Genomic DNA, 25,252 nt, shown 5'->3' on the forward strand with positions numbered 1-25,252 from the left:
AGGGGAAGACCATGCCGTTCTTGAACGACCTGCTGGAGCAGACGCGTCGCGATGCGTCCTCCAGTGCTGCACTGAGTGCCGAAAACTGCCACACCCGGGCAATTGTCGAGACCCACCTGCGCAGCGAAGACACCCTGCAGTCGCGTTTCCGCTTCGATGTCGCTGCCGTCATGCAGGTAGTACGCAACGAAGTGCTGGGCCAGGACGAAGCCTTGCAGGCCATCGAAGATGTGCTCACGGTGGTGCGTGCGGATATTCTCGACCCGCGCCGTCCGCTGTTCACGGCATTGTTCCTCGGCCCGACCGGGGTCGGCAAGACCGAGGTCGTGCGTGCCCTGGCCCGCGCCCTGCACGGTGATGCCGATGCCTTCTGCCGGGTCGACATGAACACGCTGGCCCAGGAACACTACGCCGCTGCTCTGACCGGCGCGCCACCGGGCTATGCTGGCGCCAAGGAAGGCCGCACGCTGTTTGACCAGGCGCTGCTGGACGGGAGCCAAGGGCGCCCTGGGATCGTGCTGTTCGATGAGCTGGAAAAGGCCAGCAAGGAGGTGTCCCAGGCGCTGCTCAATGTGTTCGACAATGGCCTGCTGCGCTTGGCCTCCGGTGAAAAGAGCTTCAATTTCCGTAACACACTGGTGTTCATGACCAGCAACCTGGCGGCAGACGAAATACGCGAGCACCGGCTGGGCCCGCTGGCGCCGCTGCGGCGTCTGCTTGGCCTGCAGGTAGGGCGCCGCGAGCGTTTGCTGGGGCTGGTGCGGCGGCGCCTGGTGAAGCGTTTTTCTGCCGAGTTCGTCAACCGCATCGACAGCACTGTGGTGTTCAATGCCATCGAACAGGAGGTGAGCGAGCGCATCGTTGAACTGGAGGTGTCGCGCCTGAACCGGCGCCTTGCCAAGCATCACTGCCACCTGCAACTGGATGCGGCGGTGGTTGGCAAGCTGGCCAGCGAAGGCCATGACCTGGAGTTTGGCGCGCGTGCGCTCAAGCGCTTTATCCGCCATGAGCTGGAAGTGCCACTGGCCGAGTACCTGCTTGGTAACCGCATCCCATGCCAGGCAGAAGTGACGTGCATGACGGTGGCCGGCCACCTTGAGCGCGGGCGCATCCGTTTTTCGTTGCCGACATGACGGTTGTCACAGGATGGTGTGATGAGTAGACAAGACAGGCAATTGAAGGTGGGCTTGCTGTTCGCCGAAACCGGCGTTACCGCAGCCATTGAACGCTCGCAGCGCTTTGGCGCGCTGCTGGCGGTCGAACAGGTTAACCGCGAGGGGGGCGTACTTGGCGAACCGGTTCTGACCCTGGTCGGCGACCCCGGGGGCGACCCGGACCGTTATCGCAATCTGTGTGACGACTATGTGCGCAACCACGGTGTGCGCCTGATGCTCGGCTGCTACATGTCGCACACCCGCAAAGCCGTGATGCCCGTCATCGAGCGCGCCGATGGCTTGCTGTTCTATCCCACGCCCTATGAGGGCTTCGAGTACTCGCCCAATATCATCTACGGCGGGCCGGCACCTAACCAGAATAGCGCGCCACTGGCGGCATACCTGACACGTCATTACGGTGCCAGGGTCGCCTTCGTCGGTTCCGACTACATCTACCCGCGGGAAAGCAACCATGTCATGCGCCACCTGTACAAGCAGCATGGTGGCGAAGTGGTGGAAGAAGCCTACATGCCCCTGTACCCCTCGGCCGATGACCTGGCCCTGGTGGTCGAGCGGGTGGTGCGTTCTGCCCCTGACGTGGTGTTCTCGACCGTGGTCGGTACGGGGACGGCAAGCTTCTACCAAGCAATGGCGCAGCGCTATGGCAATGGCCCTCGGCCGCCGATCGCCAGCTTGACTACCAGCGAGGCAGAAATTGCCGAAATGGGGGCCGAGGCGGCCCGTGGCAACATCGTCGTGGCACCCTACTTCACCAGCGTCGAGTCACCGCAAAGCAACGCATTCGTCAGTCAGTGCCGTGCGTTCTTTCCGGCCGATGTGCGCATCACTGCCTGGGCCGAGGCGGCGTACTGCCAGATGCGCATGCTGTGCCAGGCGGTAAATGCCACCGGCAGCCTGGAGGTGGAGGTAATCCGCAATCACCTGTACCACGCGAGCATGGATAGCCCCCAGGGCAGGGTGCAGGTGGAGCAGCAGAACAACCACTCGCACCTGTTTTCACGTATCGGCGAGATCGATGCGCGCGGGCAGATCTGCATCAAATGGCAATCGCCTACGACCATCCGCCCTGACCCCTATGTGGTGGTTCACAACCTGGACGACTGGACCGTGAGCATGATGGGGGGCGGCCCCTCATGAGCACGTCGAACATCCTGAACACGCTGCGTGAACTGCACGTGGGCATCGTTTGTCCGCCCAGTGAAATCACTGATGCCCTGGTGTTGCAACTGATGCGTATCGGCTGCTCGGTGAAGCAGTGCTGGCCACCGCCCAAGGCGTTCGACACCCACACCGACCTGGTGTTTTGCGGGGTGTTCGAAGGCCGCCACCATGCCGAGCTGGGCAAGCTGCTGGCGCAGGGCGGCGTACGCCTGACCGCCATCGCCTTGGTGGAGTACGAGAGCCCGACCATTCTTTCGCAAATCCTGGAGCTGGGGTGTCACGGCGTGATGGTGCTGCCTCTGGACAACCACAAGGTACTTCCGGCGTTGGTGTGCGCCAGAAGCAACAGCGAAGCCCAGGCCCGCTTGATGCAGAAGAATGCCCAGTTGCAGGAGCGTCTGGAGCACCAGGCCGACATCAACAAGGCCAAGGTCCTGCTGATGGCGGCCCAGGGCTGGCAGGAGCCTGAAGCTCATGCCTACTTGTCGAAAGAGGCGATGAAACAGCGGCTGTCGATGCTGGAAATGGCAAGAAAAACCCTAAAACAATTCGAATGAGAAGAGGTTGCCATGTTGTACGGACTGGTTCTGCTGTATGTGGGTGCGGTGTTGTTCATCAACAGCATCTGGCTGATGGGGCGTATCACTGACCGCGAAGTGGCGGTGATCAACCTGTTTTTCGGTTTGCTCAGCCTGTTGGTGGCGGTCTACCTGATCTTCGTGGTGGGCTCGGCCGAAGGCATCAAGGCCGGTGCCTTGACCCTCCTGTTCGCCTTTACCTACCTGTGGGTGGCCGCCAACCAGGTGCTGCAGGTTGATGGGCGCGGGCTAGGCTGGTTCTGCCTGTTCGTCAGCGTGACGGCGCTGGTGGTGACAGTCAGTTCCATCCCTGGCGCCGAAGGGCTGTTGAAGGTATGGGATGTGCTGAACTGGGCGGCGTGGACGGTGTTGTGGTTCAGCTTTTTCCTGTTGCTGGCGCTGGCCAGGAAGATCCAGCGCCTGGTGGCGGCAATGACGTTGCTGTGCGCGATCTTCACCGCCTGGGTGCCCGGGCTGTTGATCCTGTGGCAGCAGATGGGCTGACGGCCATGCGCCCGCTGTGGAGCAGCCTTGCGCTGTGACGCTGCCCTTACGGCAGGCGCTTTTCCATCGGCTGATACACCAGCCCGGCAAACTCACCCACGTCGCCTGCCAGGGTGAAGCCGTAGCGTTGGTAGGCGGGTACAGAGGACAATGATGCCTTTACCGTCACCACCTCAGCGCTGGCATGCTCCAGTGCTGCGTTCATCAACCGCTTGCCTATGCCCTGGCGTTGCAGGCCTGGTGCAATGAACAGCATCGCAACGTGACGGCCTTCCTTGAGCTCGATCAGCCCCGCGATAGCGCCTTCGACAAAACAGGCCAGCATAAGGTTGTCACCTTGCATGCGCTCGGCAAACGCCTGGGGTGCTGACACCTGGGTAAAGGTCTCGATACCTTGCGCCGACAGCGTGGGCGCGACAGCCTGCATGAAGGCATCCATGCACAAGGCGCAGGCTTGGGGGAGGTCGTCAGGGGTGAGCGTGCGTACTTGCATGGTAATCGTCCTTGTCGGGTGACCTTCTGTTGCCCACTTTAACCTGTTACGGGGTCAGAGGCCGATGCGGTATCAAGCTGCCCTGGCAGTGCCCGGCTTGCGTTCGCCAATCAGGATGTCTTCGAAGAATGCCCCGACAGGTTCGGTAGGGTGGCACAGTTGTATCTCCAGCACCCACACCACCTCGCTCGGGACAATCTCCACCTCGGCCAGCTTGTCCTGGCTATACAACACATGCGGGAAGTCGGCGATGCGATGCCCGGCCAGGTTGCGCTCCAGCTGCCAACCTTTGGCCTGGGCACTGCGCTCGGCGAAGTCATACAGTTCACGTCCGGTCAACCCGCGGCCCCAGGCCTGACGGGTCTCGTCGAACACTTCATGCAGTGCCTTCACGCAGGCGTGGTGCAAAGCGTGCTGGCCAAACACGAAGGTATCGCCATAGTCACCTTCATAGCCATCCCATACCGGCCCAACGTCGACCACGACGATGTCCGTGGTACGTAGCACACGTTGAAGGTCAATGCCTTGCCGTGGCGTACGCACGGTATCGTCACCAAAACGGATGTAGGTGGGGTGCCAGGTGTGTGAGGCGCCCATCGCCTGGAGGGTATGCGCGGCCATCTCCAGTGCCTGGGCGGTGGTCATGCCGACCTGCAGTTGGCTGGCAATGGCGGCCACGGCCCGTACCGACTGTTCGCGGGCTGCGAGCATGCCGTCCAGCGAATAACGTGGGCCGACCTTTTCCAGCTGAGGGTGCAGCGTGCTGGCTGATGAAGCCTGCGTTGTCCGTGCGCCGCTGGCGACAAAGGCCTCGGCGACAAAGCGATGGGGCTGTACCCCTGCTGCAAGGCATTGCTCGCGGACCTGGGTGATCATCGTGGCATTGCCACAGGCATAGACCTGGGTTTCGACCCAGCGATGCGTCTGGCTGAGCGCCACCTGCTGTATACGTGCCTGGGCCGAGAGCACCGGTTGCCAGCGAAAGTGCGGGTGCACACGGCTGGACACGTCGAGAAATTCGCGGTCATAGAAATCCGCCGGCGAAGAGCCGCCCCAATACAGCGTGACGTCGGCATCGCCGGCCAAGGCCGTCAGCAACAGCGGCTTGATGCCGGCGTAACCTGTGCCAGTGGCGAAAAGGATCAGCGGGCGTTGGTCATCGTGCTGCCAGGTACAGGCGCCCAGCGGGCCCTCGAGCTTTACCGTTGCACCTGCTTGCAGGGTGGGCAGCAAACCTTCAGTGAACAGGCCGCCGCTGACCTTGCGGATGTGAAACACCAGTTGCCCTTGTTCCCGGGCAGGCAGGTTGGCAATGGAGAAACAGCGGCTGTCACCGTTGTCCAACTGAAACCGCATGTACTGGCCCGCCCGCACCTCCAGCGGCTGAGCAGGCTGCAACACCAGCTCGACGATATCTGCGCTCAGCGCGCGCTTGCCAACCACCTGTGCCTGGGTTTCCAGTGCGGGTGCGTCCAGTGACCAGCCGGGTATTTCCAGGCGCATGTCGCTGCAGGCATGGCTCTGGCACAGCAACATCTCGTCGGCGGCCAAGGGGTAGGAAGGCGGCGGTGTGTCCGCATCCCGCTGCTTGTCCTGATGCTGCCCCGACACCACCTTGACCTTGCACGAGCCGCAGGCGCCGCGGCGGCAGGAGAAGGGTACCGGCAGGCCGCTGGCGAGCATGGCGTCGAGCAGCAGCTCCTGGCTGGCTTCGAAGGTTTTGCCCGAGGGCGACAATTCAATGACGTGGCGGCTTTGCATGAGCACCTCGGGGCAAATGGAGGTTCGATTGTTGCTATAGTCCAGGACCAGCAGAACCTCCAGTTTTGGATATTTCATATGGTCCAGCTTCGTAAATGGCAGCCACTGCTCAAACTCGATGGGGCACAGGCTTCGTACCGGCAGATCGTCGAAGGGCTGGTGGCCGCAATCAGCGAGGGTCGCCTGCGCCCTGGCACACCGTTGCCGGGCACGCGGCAGATGGCGCAACTGCTGAACGTCAATCGCAAGACCGTGATCCTTGCTTATGAGGAAGCCGAAACCAAAGGCTGGCTGCAAAGCGTGCAACGCCGGGGCACCTTTGTCAGCCAGCAGCTGGCGCCTGGCACAGCGGCCGTTTGCGGTGCCGTGCGGCCTTTTGCCCTGGCGCTGCCAGAGGAACCCGCCGTTGCCTACTTCAAGGCGAACGAACAGGCTGTAGCCCAGCAAGGGCGGCTGGGGGCCTTGTTCTTCGACAACGGCGCCTGTGACCACCGCCTGCTACCGCAGGCTGTACTGCACCGCTATTACCGCAATGCCTTGCGCAGCAGCTTCAGCAGCAATAGCGTGCGCCACGGCAGCGAGTGCAGCAGCCGCAATCTGCGCAGCGCCTTGGCCGAGATGCTGCGGCACAATCGCAGCCTGAACGTTGGCGCCGAGCATATCTGCCTGACCCAGGGGGTGCAGATGTCGCTGTCCCTGGTGGCCAGTGTGTTGCTCAAGCCGGGTGACGTTGTGCTGGTCGAGCGCCTGAGTTACCCCCCCGCCTGGGAGATCTTCCGTCAGCTGGGTGCCCGCCTGGTGACTGTGGAGCTGGACCATGAGGGGTGCCGGGTCGATCAGCTAGATGCCCTGTGCCGGCAGCACAAGGTGCGGATGATGTACATAACACCCCATCACCAGTTCCCGACCACGGTCAGCCTGCCAGCCGGGCGCAGGCAACAGCTGCTGGAGCTGGCGCGCCAGCATGCCTTTTGCGTGGTCGAAGAAGATTACGACTACGAATACCACTTTGCCGGGCGGCCTTATCTGCCGTTGGCCAGCGACCGCCAGCAGCGGCACGTGGTTTACATTGGCTCACTGTCCAAGCCTTTGGGCAGCACGTTCCGTTGCAGCTATATCGTGGCACCGGTGGAAGTGACAACCGTGCTGGAACGCAGGGCGATGTTGACCCTGGGGCAGGGCGATGCAGTCATGCAGCAGATGTTGGCGGACCTGATCAATGATGGCGAACTGAAGAAGCACTTGCGCCGCGTCAACCGCGAGTACCGGCGCCGGCGCGAAACCTTGTTGGGGTGCTTGCGCGATGCGTTTGGCGAACAGATCAGCGTGCAGGCGCCAGAAGGTGGCCTGGCGCTGTGGGTGAGGTTTGCCGATGAGATCAATGTGGATCAGTTGGTCGACAAAGCGCTGGAACGGGACCTGGTGGTGCGCAGTGGGCGACAGTTTTCACCGTTTGGCCATGCCGAGAATGCCTTGCGCCTGGGGTTTGCTTCGCTGGATGCGGATGAGATTCGGCAGGCGACCCAACGCCTGGCAGACGCCGCGAAAGCGATTGGCAAGGCGCGGTGGCTGTAGGCATGGCCTTGTGTCGCGACAGGGGATGGCACGGGCTTCGCCCGTGTTCGCGGGCAAGCGCGCTCCCACAGTGATCGCGGTGGGCTCAGGATTTGTGCAGGAGGGTTACGCCCCCAAGGGGCGCGAGGCCTCTGGGCCTCAACGCATTCCGTTCGGTTACCGCACATAACCGCATCTCGGCGCCTCAAGCCTGCGCCAGCACCTCCGATAGCAGCACACCCACCCTCGAATCTTCGATCAGAAGTGGTGCCAACAAGGAGTACTGCCCGCATGCTTGCCAACCTGAAAATTCGCACCGGAATGTTCTGGGTGTTGTCGCTGTTCAGCCTGACCCTGCTGTTTTCGACGGCCAGTGCCTGGTGGGCTGCCGTGGGTAGCGACCAGCAGATCACTGAACTGGATCAGACTGCGCACCAGTCGGACCGGTTGAACAATGCGTTGCTGATGGCGATTCGCTCCAGCGCCAACGTGTCTTCGGGCTTTATCGAGCAGTTGGGTGGCCATGACGAGAGTGCAGGCAAGCGCATGGCGCTGTCGGTGGAGCTGAACAACAAGAGCCAGGCGCTGGTCGACGAATTTGTCGAAAACGCCCGTGAACCCGCCCTTCGCGTGCTGGCAACCGAGCTGCAGGCTACCTTTGCCGAATACGCCAAGGCGGTGGCCGGGCAGCGTGAAGCGACCCGCCAGCGTTCGCTGGAGCAGTATTTCAAGGTCAACAGCGATGCCGGTAATGCCATGGGGCGGTTGCAAACCCTGCGCCAGCAGCTGGTGACCACACTGAGCGAACGTGGCCAGCAAATCATGCTCGAGTCCGACCGGCGTCTGGCCCGGGCGCAATTGCTGAGCCTGTGCCTGCTGGGCATGACCGTGGTGCTGGCGGTGCTGTGCTGGGCGTTCATTGCCCAGCGTGTGTTGCACCCCCTGCGTGAAGCCGGTGGGCATTTCCGGCGCATTGCCAGTGGCGACCTGAGCGTGCCGGTGCAAGGGCAGGGTAACAACGAAATCGGGCAACTGTTCCATGAGCTCCAGCGCATGCAGCAGAGCCAGCGCGACACCCTTGGGCAGATCAACGACTGTGCCCGGCAGCTGGACGCCGCCGCCACGGCGTTGAACGCGGTCACCGAGGAAAGCGCCAACAACCTGCGTCAGCAGGGGCAGGAGCTGGAGCAGGCCGCCACCGCCGTGACCGAAATGACCACGGCAGTGGAGGAGGTGGCGCGCAACGCGATCACCACCTCGCAAACCACCAGTGAATCCAACCAGCTGGCTGCGCAAAGCCGCCGGCAGGTCAGCGAAAACATCGACGGCACCGAAGCCATGACCCGCGAGATCCAGACCAGCAGTGCGCACCTGCAGCAGTTGGTGGGGCAGGTGCGGGACATCGGCAAGGTGCTGGAAGTGATCCGCTCGGTGTCCGAGCAGACCAACCTGCTGGCGCTCAATGCTGCCATCGAGGCGGCCCGTGCCGGTGAGGCCGGGCGCGGCTTTGCGGTGGTGGCGGATGAGGTGCGCACACTGGCCTACCGCACGCAACAATCGACCCAGGAAATCGAGCAGATGATCGGCAGCGTACAGGCGGGGACCGAAGCTGCGGTAGCATCCATGCAGGCCAGCACCAACCGCGCCCAGTCGACACTGGACGTGACCCTGGCCTCGGGACAAGTGCTGGAGGGCATCTACAGTGCGATCGGCGAAATAAACGAGCGCAATCTGGTCATTGCCAGTGCGGCCGAAGAGCAGGCTCAGGTGGCGCGGGAAGTAGACCGCAACTTGCTGAACATCCGCGAACTGTCCAACCATTCCGCGGCAGGTGCGCAGCAGACCAGCGAGGCGAGCAAGGCGTTGTCGGGGCTGGTGGGGGAGATGACGGCGTTGGTGGGGCGGTTCAAGGTTTGAGGCGCTGCGCCTGCGTGGAACATTAAGATAAGGTTAAACTTATTTAAAGTTCCCCTTGCGGGTTGACTTCGATACTACGCTTGAATAAAGTTCGACCGCCCCGAGCGCGGGGCCTTTTTTCCCTTCACTGAAGAATTCAATGGACACAGTATCTCGTCGCTGCCTGACCTCTGCCGAATGGCCGGGTCAGGCACTTGAACCGGAACACCGGTCCCGACACCCTGGTCGGGCAAGCCGCGCCAGAGCCTGATGCTCCGCCGTGACTTGCCGCCGCCGGTGTTGGCCGGTTGGAGGCAAGCTCATGAACCTCACGTCATTCGTTTCACATCGCCAGCCTGCGTGCCTTGCGCCGCGGCAGGCCCGCGCCTGGCCGCGGCGTCTGCACGGCTACCTTGACCACCACCAGCACCCCCCAAGTAGTTGCGGGGTGCTGGCGCGTCTTCATGCACGCTTGAGCACCCGCACTTCTCACTGAATAAAAGATATTGAACGGTATCTTTGTGCTCGAACTTTTCACGTTAAAAGTTCGCGGGATAACTATTGCCCTGTGTTTATGAAAAGGAATCAAACCATGGATTGCGCGAGTAGAAAGTTCGCTGCCGACACAACTTCCGACTCTCGGCAGCGGACAGACAACTGTCGGAAAGAACCAGCATTATTCAGCGACCCGACATGCCTTCGTTCACCGCCTGAGTGAAACGTCTGTGTGTCGTGCCGCCGCAGCGGCAGGAGCACAGCAACATGACTGTCAAACACCGTAACACCTCATCGGCCAAGGCCGAACGCGAAACCCGCCTGTCCACCCGCGCCGCCCGTGAAGCGCGCAATGGCCTGGCGGTCACCCTCGCCAACCTCGATGCCAGCGAACAGGGCCTGACCGAGCACGAAGCCGCCAAGCGCCTGGCGCGCGATGGGGCCAACCAGGTTGCCCACGACCCGCAACCCCACGCCCTGGTGCAGCTGCTCAAGGCCCTGAACAACCCGTTCATCTATGTTCTGCTGACCCTGGCCGGGATCAGCTTTGTCACCGACTACTGGCTGCCGGTCAGTGCAGGCGAAGCAGACGACGCCGACCTGACCAAGGTCATCATCATCATGACCATGGTCAGCCTCAGCAGCCTGCTGCGCTTCTGGCAGGAGTACCGCTCGAACAAGGCTGCCGACGCGCTCAAGGCAATGGTGCGCAGTACTGCCACGGTGTTGCGCCGCGAGCAGATCGGGCAAGCCCCGCGCCTGCGCGAAGTGCCCATGGACGAACTGGTGGCCGGCGACATCGTGCAGCTTTCTGCAGGTGACATGATTCCCGCCGATATCCGCCTGCTTGAAGCGCGCGACCTGTTTATCAGCCAGGCCGTGCTCACCGGCGAAGCGTTGCCGGTCGAAAAGTACGACACCTTGGGTAATGTCGCGCAGAAGTCGGCCGCCGAGCATGGCGCACATCAGGACAACCTGCTCGAGTTGCCGAACATCTGCTTCATGGGGACCAATGTGGTCAGTGGCCGCGCCCGCGCCGTGGTGGTGGCGACCGGCCGACGCACCTATTTTGGCTCGCTGGCCAAGGCCATTGCCGGTTCGCGCAGCCAGACCGCTTTTGACCGCGGCGTGAACAGCGTCAGCAGCCTGCTGATCCGCTTCATGCTGGTGATGGTGCCGGTGGTGTTCATGATCAACGGTTTGGTGAAAGGCGACTGGGGTGATGCCTTCCTTTTCGCACTTGCCGTGGCAGTGGGCCTGACCCCGGAAATGCTGCCGATGATCGTCAGCGCCAACCTGGCCAAGGGCGCCGTGGCCATGGCCCGGCGCAAGGTGGTGGTCAAACGCCTGAACGCCATCCAGAACCTGGGCTCCATGGACGTGCTGTGCACCGACAAGACCGGTACGCTCACCCAGGATCGGATCATCCTCGAGCACTCTGTGCGCTTCGACGGCCAAACCGACAAGCACATCCTTGAGCTGGCCTGGCTCAACAGCCATCACCAAAGCGGCATCCGCAACCTGATGGACCAGGCCGTGCTTCATTTCGCCGGCCAGGACCGCCAGTTTCAGGCGCCTTATGCCTACGCAAAGGTCGACGAACTGCCGTTCGACTTCATCCGCCGCCGCCTGTCAGTGGTGGTGAAGAATGCCTTGGGCGATCACCTGCTGGTAAGCAAAGGGGCGGTCGAGGAAATGCTCGCCATCGCCACCCATGTGCAGGAAGGCGACAAGGTCTTTGCCCTCGATCCGTGCCGCCGTCAGCAGTTGATGGCCAGTGTCGATGCCTTCAACCAGGACGGCTTCCGCGTGCTGATGGTTGCCACCCGGGAGATCCCGGCGGCCGAAGGCAAGGCGCAGTATCACACCGAAGATGAGCGCGATCTGGTCATCCAGGGCTTGCTGACCTTCCTCGACCCACCCAAGGAAACGGCCGGCCCGGCCATCGCCGCCTTGCGCGACATGGGCGTGCAGGTAAAGGTACTGACCGGCGACAACCCGGTGGTCACGTCCAAGGTCTGCCGTGAAGTGGGCCTGGCGCCAGGCCAGCCGTTGCTCGGCCAGGACATCGAGGGCATGGACGACGCCACCCTGAAGCTTCAGGTGGAGGAGCGCACCGTCTTCGCCAAGCTCACCCCGCTGCAGAAATCACGGGTGCTCAAGGCCCTGCAGGCCAATGGTCACACCGTGGGCTTCCTTGGCGACGGCATCAACGACGCCGCCGCCCTGCGCGATGCTGACGTCGGTATCTCGGTGGACAGCGGCACCGACATCGCCAAGGAATCGGCCGACATCATTTTGCTGGAAAAGAGCCTGATGGTGCTCGAGGAGGGCGTGCTCAAAGGCCGCGAAACCTTCGGCAACATCATGAAGTACCTGTGCATGACTGCCAGTTCCAATTTCGGCAACGTGTTCTCGGTCCTGGTGGCCAGTGCGTTCATTCCGTTCCTGCCGATGCTGGCGATCCACTTGCTGCTGCAGAACCTGATGTATGACTTTTCCCAGCTGTCGCTGCCCTGGGACCGCATGGACAAGGCGTTCCTCAGCAAGCCACGCAAATGGGATGCCCGCAACATCGGCCGCTTCATGTTGTGGATAGGTCCTACGTCGTCGATCTTCGACATCACCACGTTCGCCCTGATGTGGTACGTGTTCGCCGCCAACAGCGTCGAAATGCAGGCGCTGTTCCAGTCGGGCTGGTTCATCGAGGGCTTGCTGTCACAGACGCTGGTCGTGCACATGCTGCGCACTCGCAAGGTACCGTTCTTCCAGAGCACCGCTGCATTGCCGGTGGTATTGGCAACGGGGCTGGTCATGGCATTGGGTATCTATATCCCGTTCTCCCCGGTGGGCGCGATGGTTGGCCTGGTGCCGCTGCCGTGGGAGTACTTCCCTTGGCTGGCCGCCACCCTGCTGGGCTACTGCGTGGTTGCCCAAGCCATGAAGACCCTCTATATCCGCCGTTTCGGCCAGTGGTTCTGAGCGATGCAAGGAGAGCAGACCATGCGAGTACTGATTTGTGCAGGACGCAACTACGCCGACACCCGACGCTGCCGCCAGGCCTTGGACGACGTCCAGCGCCAGCGGCCGATCCGGGTGTTGATCCACGGCGGCAGCCAGTTTCTTGGAGGGGAAATCGAAAGCTGGGCGCGCGAGCATGGCGCCGATCTGGTGCGTTACCCGCCAAACTGGCAGCTGCACGGCAAGCAGGCCGAACGCTTGCGCAACCTGTTCATGCTCAACGACAGCCGCCCTGACCTGTTGCTTGCCTTGCCCGGTGGCGATGACACCGAGGAGCTGCTGGCCAGGGCCCGTGGCGCCGAGGTTCAGGTGATGTGCGCCAGGCAACCGCGCCAGCCCGAGCGGGGCGATTGCAGCTAATGCAAGCGCCTGGGGCCGTACGGCACCTGCGGGCTTGCCCGCGAAGCAGGCGCCTCGGTTTCACGGCCTCAAGCTTTGCGCAGCCGCCCTGGGCGGCTGCTTAGCCTGGCTGCGCCGCCAGATCGTTACTGACGTTGCGCCCCAGCACCAGCACGGTGACAAAGCCACAGCCCACCAGCGCCGTGGCCAGGCTCAGCAGTACCGCAGTGCCCAGATGGTCCACGACTTGCCCGCCGAAGAACGAGCCCACGGCAATGATCACCTGGAACAGGGCCACGAACAGCGGCATGCCACGTTCGACATCCTTGGGCGCCACGACAAACATCCAGATATTGGCACAGGCCGGGAACGCACCGAAGGCAAAGCCCCACAGTGCGATCAGCATCGCGGCACCTGTCATGCCGGTGGCGAAGTGCGGGAACAGGGCGGTGCTGACTGCGATCATGAGCGCGACCAGCATCAGGGTATGCCGCACGCTGCGGTTGGCCGCAAAGCCGGCGAAGATGTTGCCCATGAAGCCGGCCACGCCATACAGCAGCAACAATGAACCGATCGTAGGCCCGTCAAAGCCGGCATTCTGTTTGAAGAACGGTGCGACGTAGGTGTACGCCGCAAAGTGCGCCAGGCCGATCAGCAACACGGCGATCAAACCGACCCGTGCTTGCGGGTTGATGAACAACGCCGGCAGGTCGCGGATGCGAATGGCCTTTTCCGGCATCAGCCGCGGCAGCAGGAAGACCTGAGCCAGCAGCACCGGTACGCCTACCAGTGCAGTGACCAGGAACGTCATGCGCCAGCCCATCAGGCCACTCAGCCAGGTGCCGACAGGCACGCCCACTACCGTCGCCAGGGTTACGCCCGCCATGATGATGGAGTTGGCTTTGGCTACGCCCATCCCGTCAGGTGCCAGGCGGCCGCTGAGGGCGATGGCTGTCGCCCAGAAGCCGCCGATACTGATACCCAGTAGCACACGGCCGACCAACAGCAGGTTGAAGTCGCCGGCGTAGGCCACGATGGCGTTGGCGATGATCATGATCAGCGTCAGGCCGATCAGCAGGTAGCGCCGGTCCAGCGCGCCGACGCCTACGGAAATCAACGGGGCGGCTAACGCAGCCATGATGCCGGGCAGGGTCACCATCAGGCCGGCAAGGCCTGCACTGATGCCCAGGTCGCTGGCCACATCGTTCAGCACCCCCACCGGGAGGAACTCACTGGTGACCAGGGCGAAAGCACCCACGGCTACCGAGAGGATTGCCAGCCATTGCTGGGTCACGCTTTGTTGGCTGTGTTCGGGAAGGCCGCGAGGGGCCTGGCTGTTGCTTGGCATGGGTTAGGTTCCATGAGGGATCTCGCCTGTAGCAGGCGCAGGAGCGGGGGGATTTGCAGGGGATTGTAGAGGCGGCCTTGCCTGGCCGACAGGCAGGCCGCTCGATAGTAATCATCAGTGCAATCGATGAAACGTCTTGTGGAGAGCGCGCTGTCAGCGACTACGCCCTACCGGTACCGCACCGGTGCAGGCCATGGCAATTTGCAGCCTGCAGCGTCAGCTTCTCTTTCCTGCGTCGTATACCGGGGTGCCCAGCGAGTGATCGAACGCACCGTACGGGCGTCTCCGTCGGCTACTTTTGCTGTTGCTCACCCTCCACCCACTGCTGGTAGGTGATGCGGCTGATGTGCTCAGTACGATAGTCGTCGAGAAAGCGGTTGTGCTTGTTTTCTTCGGTGTGATGATGACGGAAGCCACACTTCGCCTGGGCAGCCTGTGACTGGCTGTTGTCAGTGTAGTAGCCACACCACAGCGCCTGCAGTTTCAGGGTTTCGAAGGCGTGGCGCATGACTTCCCGCACAGCCTCCGGAACCAGGCCTTTGCCCCAGTAGGGAACCCCGATCCAGTAGGAAATTTCACCTTCTTGTTCACTGATCTCGAAGTTGCTGTTACTGCCAGTCAGCAGGCCGACACAGCCTACGGCACGTTGATTCTGCTTGAGTTCAAGGGCGTACACTTCGGGGTGGTTGAACACTTCGCGAATGACCTCGCGGCTGTGCTCCACACTGGTGTGCACAGGCCAGCCCGCAACGGGACCGACGCGCTCGTCCTTGGCATATTCGTACAAATCAGCAGCGTCGCTCTCCAGCCAAGGGCGAAGCAGCAAACGTTCGGTTTCCAATTTCATGTCCTGTACTCGTGTCTGGTCCGTGGGCCAGCGTATGGCCGACTGGCCACGCGGTAAACGTCACTAACTTGGCATTATCGGTACTTTTCGAAACTGCGCGGGTGCTTGATGTTAGGCTGTTGGCTCTATCTGGTGGTGGTACCGAGTACGATGCATCACATTCCGAAACTTTACGCGGCTGGTGATCCGATCCAGACAGGTGAAAGCACGCTTGCCGATGGGCAGGGGGCGCCACTGTCATTCGGTCATGCCTATCTGACACTGCTTGTGTGCCTGTCCGGGGCTGCCCGTTTCACGCTGAACTTCAAAGAACATGCTGTCAGGCGCGCAGATGTGCTGGTGCTGGCCGAAGACACCATAGCCTTGCTCAAATGTCGCTCACGATGCTTCAAGGTGTTTTTCTGCCTGATACCACAAGCACTTGCTGCCGAGGTCGCCTACCCACTGCCCAATTCATTGTTCGTCTTTCTGCACGACCATCCGCACTGTGTACTTGCCGAAAGCGAGAGGCCGCTGCTGGAAGGGTGGCTGAGGCAGATGCGCGATATTGTGCGGTGCTGTGCCACTTATCAGCACATCATGCTGCGCAACCAGCTGCAGAACCTTTTCCTGAAGATTGCCGAGCAGCTTCCCGTGTTACCGACAGCAGGCAGGGCGTTCAGCCGCAAGGAAGCGCTGAGTTGGCGATTCTGGGAGCTGGTAGGCAAACACAGCACCCGGCAGCGCGAGGTTAAGTTCTATGCCGACGCGCTTAACATCACCCCGTTCTATCTGTCGCAACTGACAAAGGTGTATTTCAATGCAAGCCCGAAAGGTTTGATCGATCGGCAGGTGACCCTGGAAATCAAGGCACTGCTTTCCTACAGTAATGACGCTGTCGGGCAAATTGCCGATGCGCTCAATTTTGCCGACGCGTCTTACCTGTGCCGCTATTTCAAACGTCAGACCGGTTTTTCGCTTTCCAGCTACCGCAGGCAAGCGCAGAACGTGCAAGGGCATGGCTGACGCTTGCACAGCGGCGCCTGCCGAGGGCGCTTAGCAGCGTGCTCGGCAGGCACGGTATGCTATGGCGAGACCAGCACATCACACTGCGATTCGTTCAGTACATGCTTGGTGACGCTGCCCACCAGCAGTTCCTCCAGCGCGCTTGCCCCCTGCTTGCCGACCACGATCAGGTCGCACTCCAGCTCCTGTTCCTGCTCGGCTATGCGCCAGCCAGGGTCACCGTGCACCAGGATCTGCCGTGCATCGGCCAGGCCGGCAGCCTCACTCAGCGCCGCGAGCTGTACTTGTGCATCCTTGCGGATGACATTGCGGTAGTGGGTGAGGGTGTCGTGGTCGAGGTGGGCGAAGCGCACGCTGGCTTCGAACGGGGCTTCGTACACATGCAGCAGAATGATCTCTGCTTGCGGGGCAATGGCCTTGGCCAATTCGAGGGTGCGCAGTGAAACGGACGAAAAATCGACTGGCACCAGCACGGTACGGTAGGCATCACGAGGGGCCGGCTTGACCACCAGCAAAGGGCAGGGCATGCGGTTGAGCAGTTTCTGCACAGTTGAACCCAACAGCAGGCGCCGCGCCACGCTCTGGCCCCTGGCCCCACACACCAGCAGGTCGCTGTGCTTGTCCTGCACCACCCGGTTGATCTCCGTGATCACCGAGCCGCTGGCGACCTGTACGCCAGCGGAGATACCGTAACGCTGGAACAGCAGCGCTGCCAGTGCGTGGGTTTTCTCGCCTGCGCAATCCAGTACGCGTTTCAACAGATCGTCATCAGGCGTCACCAACTGTTTGAGGCGCTCGAAGGGTGCCGGGTTGGCAACGTAGAGCAGGTCCAGCGAGGCCTGTTGCGCATCGCTCAGGTAGGCCGCGCGCTCAGCGGCGTTGCGGGCATGTGGGGAAAGGTCGGTGGCAACCAGTATGTGTTTCATCGGGTTCATGTGGGGCTCCTTGGCCAAGGCCGCGCACAGCGATCAAGCGGTAAACCTTGAGCACTGTGCGCCTGGCGGTGCTTGAGTCATTCCTTGCGTGCAGCCATCGTCGCGCGAACCCGGCGCGAGGGCTTGATCTGGGTCAATGGCGTGTAGGTGTAGCGGCAGGTCATGCCGGCAACAGCACTGCCGGTGTAGCTGAAAGGCTGATTACCCAGGGCTGGCGGGCCGCCTCATTACTGTCTTGACCCTCAGCCTCTCAGCCCAGATTTCCCAGTGGCTTCTGCCATGAAACCGCATTAACTGTCGCAGCGCTGTCGGCCCTGCAACAGCAGCAGTTCGGTGAGCGTGTCCATGGCCGGTGTTGCCTGGCTGCCTTTACGGGTTACCAACTCGTAGGGGTCGCTGACCGAGGCCATGCTCAAGGGCAGTATGCTGACCTGTTGATTCATTGCACATTGCTGGGCCACGTCGATCGACACCAGCGCAACGAAGTCAGGACGGTTTTGCAACAGCGACAAGGTCGCCAGGATCGAAGTGGTTTCAACCAGGTGCAGCGGGAAGCGCAGCCCGGCATCGTGAAATTCGCGCTCCAGTTGCACGCGCATGGGCATATTGGCCCGGTAGACGATCCAGCGGCTCTCGGCCAGGTCGGCAAGGCTCAGGCTTGGCGCATGCTTGAGCGGGTGGTCGATGTTGGCGATGACCGCCAGTGTCTCATCCTGGACAAAGGTGCTGGCGAACAGCTGCGGCGTATTGCTGACACTGGTGCGGCACAGGGCGATGTCCAGGCGGCCGCTCTCGATCTGCGTCAGCAGCGACTGGCTGGTGTCTTCGATGATTTCGAACGACATCTGTGGCTGGATGCTGGCCAGCTGTGACACCGCCTTCATCAGCAACGGCACCGCGCCCATGATCGCCCCCACAGCCAGCCGGCCGCCGACCCCACGCAGGATTGCATCCAGATCGTGCCGCAGGTTGGCGATGTCGGTCTGTAACAGGCGTGCGTAGCGGATGGCGCAGTGTCCGGCGGCCGTGGGCTCCAGGCCTCGGTTGGTGCGGTTGAACAGCACAGTGCCGAAGGTGGTTTCGATTTCCTGCAAGGCCTTGCTGGCACCAGGCTGGGTAAGCCCGACGCTGCTTGCTGCACCGAGCAGCGAGCGGTGCTCGTCCAACTCGATCAACAAGCGCAGGTGGCGGGCGTGCAGGCGGGACATGATCGAATTGAGCGATGGGGTCATCTGGTATTCGTCCTGGTTATACCGATATGGATTGTTCTCAATACCATGGCCAGCCGCGCATTCCTATACTGGCGCTGCACAGTGTCGCATCCAGTGCGGCTGAAACGCCCAGAACAATAAAGCCAGGAGCCTGCCAAGCCTTATGTCCCTGATCAACTACATCACCCAGATCCAATTCGATATCGGTGCCATTGCCTGCCTGCCCGCCGAATGTGAGCGCATTGGTATAACCAGGCCTTTGATCGTGACCGACCGTGGCGTGCGTGCCGCCGGTATCGTCGATGCAGCGTTGAACACCTTCGCCAGCGACACGGCACAACTGCCGATCTACGACGGTACGCCACCCAATCCCAACGAGCATGCCGTGCGTGAGGCCGTGGCCATGTTCAAGGCATATGGCTGTGATGGCATCATCGCCATTGGCGGTGGCTCGGCAATCGACCTGGCCAAGGGGGTGGCTGTGTGTGCCCGGCACGACGGCCCGTTGAAGGGCTTTGCGGTGATCGAGGGCGGCCTGGCCCGGATCACCCCGGCAACTGCGCCGGTGATTGCCGTGCCGACTACAGCCGGCACGGGGAGCGAGGTCGGGCGCGGTGCCATCCTGATACTCGATGACGGGCGCAAGGTGGGGGTGATCTCGCCCCATGTGGTGCCCAAGGCCGCCATCTGTGACCCGGCACTGACCCTCGGGTTGCCGGCTCAACTCACGGCTGCCACCGGCATGGACGCGATTGCCCACTGCCTGGAAACTTTCATGGCACCTGCCTTCAACCCGCCTGCCGACGGCATTGCCCTGGACGGCCTGTGGCGGGCCTGGCGCTTCATCGAACGAGCCACCCGCGAGCCGGGCAACCTGGACGGGCGCATCAACATGATGAGCGCATCGCTGCAAGGTGCGCTGGCCTTCCAGAAAGGCCTGGGCTGCGTGCACAGCCTTAGCCACGCGCTGGGCGGGATCAACCCGCGCCTGCACCACGGCACCCTCAATGCGATCTTCCTGCCTGCCGTCATCCGCTTCAACCGCACGGCCGAAACGGTGGTGAATGAACACAAGATGCAACGCATCGCCCAGGCGATGGGGCTGGCCGATGACAGCCAGATCGAAGATGCCATTCGCGACATGACCCGTACGCTGGGCCTGCCGACCGGCCTTGGCGAACTGGATGTCAACCCGGACCTGTTCCCGCGCATCGTCCAGGGCGCGTTGGCCGATCACAGCCACCGCACCAACCCACGTGAGGCATCTGCCGAGGACTACCAGTGGCTGCTTGAAGCGTCCATGTAAGCCGTTACCTGCTGTTCAACCAATAACAACAAAAGTGAACGCCCATGAATACCAAATATGCGCAACCCGGGCTTGCCCGCGAAGCTGAAGCGGTCGCCAGCTCGAACCCGTTCAGAAAGTACCAGGTCATCACCGTCAGCCTGTTGTTGGTGATCGGCATCATCAACTACGTCGACCGCAGTGCGCTGTCGATTGCCAATACGTCCATCCAGCGCGACATGGGCATCACGCCGTCACAGATGGGCATTCTGCTGTCGGCGTTTTCCCTGGCGTATGCCTTTTCGCAACTGCCCTTGGGCATGATCATCGACCGCCTGGGCAGCAAGATTTCCCTGGGGGCGGCCCTGCTGGGCTGGTCGGTGGCACAGACGGCTTCTGGCCTGATCAACAGTTTTTCTGCATTCATCGGGCTCAGGGTGGTGTTGGGGATTGGCGAGGCGCCGATGTTCCCGTCGGCGGCCAAGGCGCTGGCAGAGTGGTTCGAGGCCGAGAAGCGGGGGACGCCGACCGGCATCGTGCTGTCATCGACCTGCATCGGGCCGTGTCTGGCGCCGCCGTTGCTGACGCTGCTGATGGTCACCTGGGGCTGGCGCGGCATGTTCATCGTCACCGGAGTGTTCGGCATTCTGGTTGCCGCCTGCTGGTTCGCCTTCTACAAAAGCAAGGCGCGGTACCTGGCTGAACTGCCTGCCGAGGCGCGTGAGCAACTGCTGGCGGCCCAGGCGCATAAACAGGCGGTGCCAAGCGCCAGGCCCAGTGTGCAGGCACAACTGGCGGCGTGGGCCGAACTGTTCCGCCACAAGAGCACCTGGGGCGCAGTACTGGGCTTCATGGGGGTGATCTACATGCTGTGGCTGCACCTGACCTGGCTGCCGGGCTACTTCGAGCGCGAGCATGGCTTGAGCCTGTACCAGACCGCCTGGGTGGTTTCGCTGGCCTATGTGTTCGGCGCGTTGGGCACCATTGTCGCGGGCCGCATCTGCGACCGCCTGGTGAAGCACGGTGCCAGTGTGCTGGGTAGCCGCAAGCGGGTTGTAGTGACTGCGTTGTTCGCGGCGGCTGCATTCACCGTTCCCCTGTCGTTCGGTAGCGGCTTTCTGCTCAGTGTGGCGCTGCTGTGTTGCGCACTGTTCAGCGTGAACATGGCCAGCTCTACCGCATGGATGATCGCCAACACCGTGGTCGATAGCCAGCGCGTGGCCTCGTTTGGCTCGATCCAGAACTTCGGCGGCTACCTGGCAGGCTCTGTGGCGCCCATCGTGACCGGGTTCAGCATTCAGCAGACCGGGTCCTTCGCTTCGGCATTCCTGATCAGTGCTGCCGTGGCCGCGGTTGCTGCGATGGCTTATGTGTTGTTGTTGAAGCAGCCGGTTTCCACTGATCGCTGAGCATGCACCTGCAGGCGGATTTCATCAGGCATTTCAATAACAATTTGTGATGATGGGCATCATGACAATATATTTATCATTATCAATTTCAGGCCATAGCATCTGTTGCCCGCCATCGCCTATCTCATGAGGTCTTGATGAACCGTTCGCTCTTCGTACACCAACGCACTGCAGCCTTGCTACTGCAACACTGGCGCAGCGGTGACCTGCTGACGGAACTGCCCGCCAGCCTCAAGCCCGAGACATTGAAACAAGGCTATGACAGCCAGGACCAGTTGTTTGCTGCTGCCGCAGGCCCGCGCGCCGGGTGGAAGCTGGGCGTCGGCAGCCCAGCTGGCATGCGTGCAGGCAAGTTGTCGCGGCCCTTGATTGGCCAGTTGGAAGCAGGGCGTTGCCATGCCGATGGCGCACATATCCAGCTGCCAGCGGTTACGCCGGTGACCATCGAATGCGAAATTGCCTTCGTGCTGGACCGGGATATTCCTCCGCAAGCCGGGCGCGTACCGGTGAGTGAGGATATTCGCGCCACGTGCGTCACCTTTGAAGTAGTGCGTTCGCGCTTTGTCGACCGCAAGGCTGTCGGCTGGCCAAGTTTTGTGGCTGACAACGTGGGGTTTGAAGCATTGGTGGTCGGCAATAGCCTGGGCGCCGGTATCAATGTGGCGTTGCTCGCCGACCTGGCCGAAACCACCGAGGTGCATGTGGATGGCCAACGACGCGCCGGTGGCTTGTCTGGCGATGCGGCCACCGACCCGCTGGTGTCGCTGGCTCACCTGTACGCGCACGCTGCCGAGCGTGGCCAGACCTTGAAGGCCGGGGATGTGGTGACCACCGGGGCCATGTGCCAGCCGTTCGACCTGCATGAAACAGGCCACCAGGTCAGCGCCAGGTTCCTTGGCCAGACCCTGACGTTCACGCTGTAACGGCCGACCATTGCTCGAACGCTGCCAGCATTCTTTGCCGGGTCTGTGGGTCGGCGGGGATCAGGTGTTCGATGCGCAGTGACTGCACGGTGACATCCTGCGGCATGCCAAAGGTGGTGAACGTGGACAGGAACCGCAACTCGCCATACGGGGTGTTCACGCGGGTCAGCAGCAGAGGGGTGGCTGTCGTCATCAGGCACGGGCTCGACGGGGCCGGCAAGTCGCGCAAGCGCGCTGCCAGTGCCGGATTGCCTGCGGCCTCCCTGGATGCACGTTGCCAGGCTGCAGCGCGGATTTCCGGCGCGTTGGCCAGGTGATCACCCAGGCCACCGGGGCACAGCAGTGTCTGCAGCAGGTTGAGGCCGGTTGCCGGCTGTGCGCTGACACCGGCCATCGCCAGCAGCAGCCCGGTACTGGCGTTGGCGGCGATGACGTCCCAGTGGCTGTCGATGACAATCGCCGGAGCGGGGTTGTTCACCTGCAGAATATGCTCGATGGCAGTATTCACCAAGGCCAGTTCAGGCGCATCGAGTGGCGTGGCGGCGTAGCGGGGCGCGTATCCTGCAGCAACGAACACTTCGTTGCACCGCTCCAGCGGCGCATCCAGGGCCGAGAGAAGGGCATGCAACGTGCCTGGGCTGGCCTTGGCGCGTCCTGTTTCCACACAGCTCAGATGACGCTGTGACAGCCCCGTCAGCAGCGCCAGCTCCAGCTGGCTGAGGTTGGCCTGACGGCGCAGTTCGCGAAGATGCTGGCCCGCTGAGATGTGCGGGGCAGGGGTGCTGCGATGGAACAGATGCTGATTCATGCGTTGCCCTGATCGTCCTTGAGTGCAATGTCCATGACCTCACGGGTCATTGAGTGCAAGCAACCCTATCACTACTGTGCCGGCAAACCCTATCAAGGAGAGCTATATGGGCTTGCGTATCTGCGCGCTGGCAATACTGGTGCTGTTTTCGCTGTATACCGGCTGGACCATGCTGATTGCCGAGCAATCGCTGCTGGCATTCGGGCTGGCACTGCTGGCGCAGCCGGACACGGCCCAGGTGGTCACCGACCTGTACCTGATGGCCGGGCTGGCCGGTTGCTGGATGGTGAGAGACAACCGCATGCGCGCCAGCGCCGGGATCGCGGTGCTGCCTTACCTGCTGCTGACCGTCGTGTTCGTTTCGCTGGGGCCGTTGCTGTACCTGGTGATCAGAGGCGTTGCCGAGGGGCGCCAGCCATGAGCAGTGCCTTGCAGGTCTATGCGCTGTGTGTGGTGATGCTGTTCCTCAAGATGTTCCTGGTTTCCTGCTATCAGGGCTATCACCGCTTGCGCTTCGTCGCGTTCACCAACCCGGAGGACGCTGCCGTGTTCGGGCGCGTCGCCCAGGCCGCAGAACGCCCGCAGGTGATACGGGCTGCCAAGGTATGGGCCAACGACCTGGAGAACATTCCCCTGTTCTTTGCCCTCGGCGGGCTGGCTGTTGCGCTGGAAGCCGCCACGCTACCGGTGTTGTGGCTGAGTGTGGTGTTCACGGTTGCCAGGATCCTGCACACGCTGGCCTACCTGCGCGGTTTGCAGCCTTGGAGAACGTTGTTCTATGGCATCGGGGTCATTTGCCTGCTGGGATTCTGCTTACTCATCACCGCGAGAATAGGCGGCTGAACCAAAATATTGCATGAGTCATCTTGATGCTTTCACATAGCAGTACTAATACTTAAGCACTGCCGAAGGGGATGATCATGCAGACACGCTTCGTTGTGGTTCCCGCAGTGCCACTCAAGAAAGAGGCTTATCCTCGGCGGCTTGGCTTTCCCGCCGCACTGGGGGAGGGTTACGACCTCTACGACACCCAAGACAAGATGCGTCTGAGCCTGAACTTTTCCACCCGTGCCCAAGCCGAGTTCGAATGTGCATGCCGCAACCGCTGTGCGGATGCCGGTGATGCAGGTCTTGCCGGCATCGGTTGATCGCCTGCAGTGGCCAGGTTGTTGTTCCTGGTGCTGCGTTACAGGGTCTTCGCGCTTGCCGGTTTGCCTGAACGGTTGAAACCCTGCGCGTCTAAAAAGTGCCGGCTAATGGGCGAGCGGTGCTTTGGCCTCGTACGGCCGTCATCCAATCGGCAGATTCAAGCGTTAGCGTTGAGGCCGGAGCCGTTTCAGGGTTCCAGCTCGGCGCCTGATGGCACAGTCAATAAGCTCTACCGCGCGGCCTGCCATTCAATAGTCACAAAGTTGTAACACAGCTGATGCAAAGTGTGCCGGCCATCACATGGAGCACATTTTGATGAAACGCCTGATGAAGTCTGCTGCACTCGCCGTTGCCGTTTCCCTTTGCGCCACCTCGGCAGCCTTTGCTGCAGAAAACGTTCGGTTGACCGGTTCGGGCGCCAGCTTCCCTGCACCGATCTACCTGACCTGGTTCAAGGACTTCAGCAAGAACACGGCTGGCGTCACCGTCGATTACCAGTCCAAGGGCAGCGGCGCGGGCGTTCAGGACTTCCTGAACAAGACCGTCGACTTCGCCGCCAGCGACTCGGCCATGAGCGAAGCAGACATTGCCAAGGTTGGCGAAGGCGTGCAGTTGCTGCCAATGACCGCCGGTGAAATCGTCCTGGCTTACAACCTGCCGGGTAACCCTAAAGGGCTGAAGCTGCCGCGCGACGTCTACTCCAATATCTTCCTCGGCAAGATCACCCAGTGGAACGACCCGCAAATCGCGGCGGCCAACCCTGACCTGAAGCTGCCTGCCACCCCGATCACCGTGGTCGTGCGTGCCGACTCCAGCGGCACCACTGCCGTCTTCACCAAGCACCTGTCGGCCATCAACGCTGACTTCAAGCAAGGACTGGGCGAAGGCAACACCGTCAACTGGCCGGCCACCGACAAGTTCATCAAGTCGCCGAAGAACGACGGCGTAACCGCCACTGTCCGCCAGACCCCGGGCGCCATCGGCTACATCGAGTACGGCTTCGCCAAGCTGGCCAAGGTCGACTTCGCCATGTTGCAGAACAAGGCTGGCCAATACGTCGTGCCGAATGCCGAGAGCGGTGCTGAAGCACTGGCGGCGGTGAACATGCCGGAAAACCTGGTGGCCTGGCTGCCTGACCCGGACGGTGCCAAGTCCTACCCGATCACTTCCTATACCTGGATGATTTTCCGCAAGGACAACGGCAACCCGGAAAAAGCCAAGGCCATGCGTGAAATGGTCGAGTACAGCCTGACCAAAGGCCAGACCATCGCCGACTCGATGGGTTACATCCCGCTGCCGCCGTCGGTAGTCGACCAGGTGCGTAAAGCGTCCGCCAACATCCAGTAATACCCAGG

Annotated in this window: 23 protein-coding genes; 16 read left to right on the forward strand and 7 right to left on the reverse strand. The window is 61.9% G+C overall.

All coding sequences use genetic code 11. The features are described 5' to 3' along the window. The first annotated feature begins 11 nt into the window (after positions 1 to 11). From AC3WLP_RS12490 to AC3WLP_RS12505, 4 genes are read left to right on the forward strand one after another with little or no spacing between them, the layout of a single operon-like run. On the forward strand, positions 12 to 1,133 hold the full coding sequence (locus AC3WLP_RS12490) for an AAA family ATPase (protein WP_088512728.1): 1,122 nt from the start codon (positions 12 to 14) through the stop codon (positions 1,131 to 1,133). Positions 1,134 to 1,154: 21 nt separating this feature from the next. Beyond that, positions 1,155 to 2,312, forward strand: a complete 1,158-nt coding sequence (locus AC3WLP_RS12495; protein WP_088512727.1) for a transporter substrate-binding domain-containing protein — start codon at positions 1,155 to 1,157, stop codon at positions 2,310 to 2,312. Next, on the forward strand, positions 2,309 to 2,893 hold the full coding sequence (locus AC3WLP_RS12500) for an ANTAR domain-containing response regulator (RefSeq protein WP_012052055.1): 585 nt from the start codon (positions 2,309 to 2,311) through the stop codon (positions 2,891 to 2,893). The genes AC3WLP_RS12495 and AC3WLP_RS12500 overlap by 4 nt, the downstream gene beginning before the upstream one ends. 12 nt (positions 2,894 to 2,905) lie before the next feature. Next, positions 2,906 to 3,418, forward strand: coding sequence for an AmiS/UreI family transporter (locus AC3WLP_RS12505; protein ID WP_088512726.1), 513 nt, complete (start codon positions 2,906 to 2,908; stop codon positions 3,416 to 3,418). Positions 3,419 to 3,464: 46 nt separating this feature from the next. On the opposite strand, the gene AC3WLP_RS12510 is transcribed toward AC3WLP_RS12505, so the two are convergent. Together AC3WLP_RS12510 and AC3WLP_RS12515 are read right to left on the reverse strand one after the other, a co-directional pair. After that, the gene (locus AC3WLP_RS12510; protein WP_088512725.1) at positions 3,465 to 3,911 is read right to left on the reverse strand and encodes a GNAT family N-acetyltransferase; all 447 of its coding nucleotides are present in this window, start codon (positions 3,909 to 3,911) and stop codon (positions 3,465 to 3,467) included. Positions 3,912 to 3,983: 72 nt separating this feature from the next. Next, the gene (locus AC3WLP_RS12515; protein WP_088512724.1) at positions 3,984 to 5,750 is read right to left on the reverse strand and encodes an NAD(P)H dependent flavin oxidoreductase family protein; all 1,767 of its coding nucleotides are present in this window, start codon (positions 5,748 to 5,750) and stop codon (positions 3,984 to 3,986) included. Here AC3WLP_RS12515 and pdxR point away from each other — a divergent pair, their 5' ends adjacent. The 4 genes from pdxR to AC3WLP_RS12535 all read left to right on the forward strand — a co-directional run bounded on the left by pdxR (position 5,751) and on the right by AC3WLP_RS12535 (position 12,998). After that, positions 5,751 to 7,247: a MocR-like pyridoxine biosynthesis transcription factor PdxR gene (pdxR, locus tag AC3WLP_RS12520; RefSeq protein ID WP_088512723.1), complete on the forward strand. Its 1,497-nt coding sequence runs from the start codon at positions 5,751 to 5,753 to the stop codon at positions 7,245 to 7,247. Positions 7,248 to 7,517: 270 nt separating this feature from the next. Continuing rightward, positions 7,518 to 9,143, forward strand: a complete 1,626-nt coding sequence (locus tag AC3WLP_RS12525; RefSeq protein WP_088512722.1) for a methyl-accepting chemotaxis protein — start codon at positions 7,518 to 7,520, stop codon at positions 9,141 to 9,143. A gap of 741 nt (positions 9,144 to 9,884) precedes the next feature. Then, positions 9,885 to 12,599, forward strand: coding sequence for a magnesium-translocating P-type ATPase (gene mgtA, locus AC3WLP_RS12530; protein ID WP_088512721.1), 2,715 nt, complete (start codon positions 9,885 to 9,887; stop codon positions 12,597 to 12,599). Positions 12,600 to 12,620: 21 nt separating this feature from the next. Next, positions 12,621 to 12,998, forward strand: a complete 378-nt coding sequence (locus AC3WLP_RS12535; protein ID WP_003254146.1) for a DUF2493 domain-containing protein — start codon at positions 12,621 to 12,623, stop codon at positions 12,996 to 12,998. Between the two features lie 100 nt (positions 12,999 to 13,098). On the opposite strand, the gene AC3WLP_RS12540 is transcribed toward AC3WLP_RS12535, so the two are convergent. Together AC3WLP_RS12540 and AC3WLP_RS12545 are read right to left on the reverse strand one after the other, a co-directional pair. After that, on the reverse strand, positions 13,099 to 14,325 hold the full coding sequence (locus AC3WLP_RS12540; protein WP_012052062.1) for an MFS transporter: 1,227 nt from the start codon (positions 14,323 to 14,325) through the stop codon (positions 13,099 to 13,101). Positions 14,326 to 14,617: 292 nt separating this feature from the next. Further along, complete coding sequence (locus tag AC3WLP_RS12545; RefSeq protein WP_003254143.1) at positions 14,618 to 15,172, reverse strand: GNAT family N-acetyltransferase; 555 nt, start codon at positions 15,170 to 15,172, stop codon at positions 14,618 to 14,620. A 150-nt stretch (positions 15,173 to 15,322) separates the two neighbouring features. Here AC3WLP_RS12545 and AC3WLP_RS12550 point away from each other — a divergent pair, with 150 nt between their 5' ends. Then, complete coding sequence (locus AC3WLP_RS12550) at positions 15,323 to 16,177, forward strand: helix-turn-helix transcriptional regulator (RefSeq protein ID WP_041168408.1); 855 nt, start codon at positions 15,323 to 15,325, stop codon at positions 16,175 to 16,177. Positions 16,178 to 16,236: 59 nt separating this feature from the next. On the opposite strand, the gene AC3WLP_RS12555 is transcribed toward AC3WLP_RS12550, so the two are convergent. Beyond that, the gene (locus AC3WLP_RS12555) at positions 16,237 to 17,112 is read right to left on the reverse strand and encodes a universal stress protein (RefSeq protein WP_012052064.1); all 876 of its coding nucleotides are present in this window, start codon (positions 17,110 to 17,112) and stop codon (positions 16,237 to 16,239) included. 290 nt (positions 17,113 to 17,402) lie between these two features. Beyond that, on the reverse strand, positions 17,403 to 18,344 hold the full coding sequence (locus AC3WLP_RS12560; protein WP_012052065.1) for a LysR family transcriptional regulator: 942 nt from the start codon (positions 18,342 to 18,344) through the stop codon (positions 17,403 to 17,405). Positions 18,345 to 18,486: 142 nt separating this feature from the next. On the opposite strand from AC3WLP_RS12560, the gene gbd reads away from it, so the two are divergent. From gbd to AC3WLP_RS12575, 3 genes are all read left to right on the forward strand, one after another. Next, on the forward strand, positions 18,487 to 19,629 hold the full coding sequence (gene gbd / locus AC3WLP_RS12565) for a 4-hydroxybutyrate dehydrogenase (RefSeq protein ID WP_014753442.1): 1,143 nt from the start codon (positions 18,487 to 18,489) through the stop codon (positions 19,627 to 19,629). A gap of 44 nt (positions 19,630 to 19,673) precedes the next feature. Continuing rightward, positions 19,674 to 21,017: an MFS transporter gene (locus AC3WLP_RS12570; protein WP_014753441.1), complete on the forward strand. Its 1,344-nt coding sequence runs from the start codon at positions 19,674 to 19,676 to the stop codon at positions 21,015 to 21,017. A 137-nt stretch (positions 21,018 to 21,154) separates the two neighbouring features. Next, on the forward strand, positions 21,155 to 21,940 hold the full coding sequence (locus tag AC3WLP_RS12575) for a 2-keto-4-pentenoate hydratase (protein ID WP_012052068.1): 786 nt from the start codon (positions 21,155 to 21,157) through the stop codon (positions 21,938 to 21,940). Here AC3WLP_RS12575 and AC3WLP_RS12580 read toward each other — a convergent pair. Continuing rightward, on the reverse strand, positions 21,930 to 22,748 hold the full coding sequence (locus tag AC3WLP_RS12580) for a helix-turn-helix domain-containing protein (protein ID WP_014753440.1): 819 nt from the start codon (positions 22,746 to 22,748) through the stop codon (positions 21,930 to 21,932). The two genes, AC3WLP_RS12575 and AC3WLP_RS12580, sit on opposite strands and share 11 nt — an antisense overlap. 106 nt (positions 22,749 to 22,854) lie before the next feature. Here AC3WLP_RS12580 and AC3WLP_RS12585 point away from each other — a divergent pair, with 106 nt between their 5' ends. From AC3WLP_RS12585 to pstS, 4 genes are all read left to right on the forward strand, one after another. Then, positions 22,855 to 23,169 carry a hypothetical protein gene (locus tag AC3WLP_RS12585; protein ID WP_012052070.1) on the forward strand — a complete coding sequence of 105 codons (315 nt, stop codon included), beginning with the start codon at positions 22,855 to 22,857 and terminating at the stop codon, positions 23,167 to 23,169. Then, the gene (locus AC3WLP_RS12590) at positions 23,166 to 23,591 is read left to right on the forward strand and encodes an MAPEG family protein (RefSeq protein WP_014753438.1); all 426 of its coding nucleotides are present in this window, start codon (positions 23,166 to 23,168) and stop codon (positions 23,589 to 23,591) included. The genes AC3WLP_RS12585 and AC3WLP_RS12590 overlap by 4 nt, the downstream gene beginning before the upstream one ends. Before the next feature lie 71 nt (positions 23,592 to 23,662). Further along, positions 23,663 to 23,896, forward strand: coding sequence for a hypothetical protein (locus AC3WLP_RS12595; protein WP_014753437.1), 234 nt, complete (start codon positions 23,663 to 23,665; stop codon positions 23,894 to 23,896). A gap of 316 nt (positions 23,897 to 24,212) precedes the next feature. Beyond that, a complete protein-coding gene (gene pstS / locus AC3WLP_RS12600) occupies positions 24,213 to 25,244 on the forward strand; it encodes a phosphate ABC transporter substrate-binding protein PstS (RefSeq protein ID WP_003254123.1) in 1,032 nt (343 codons plus the stop codon). Positions 25,245 to 25,252: the final 8 nt, after the last annotated feature.

This window comes from Pseudomonas sp. FW305-E2 (assembly GCF_058782925.1).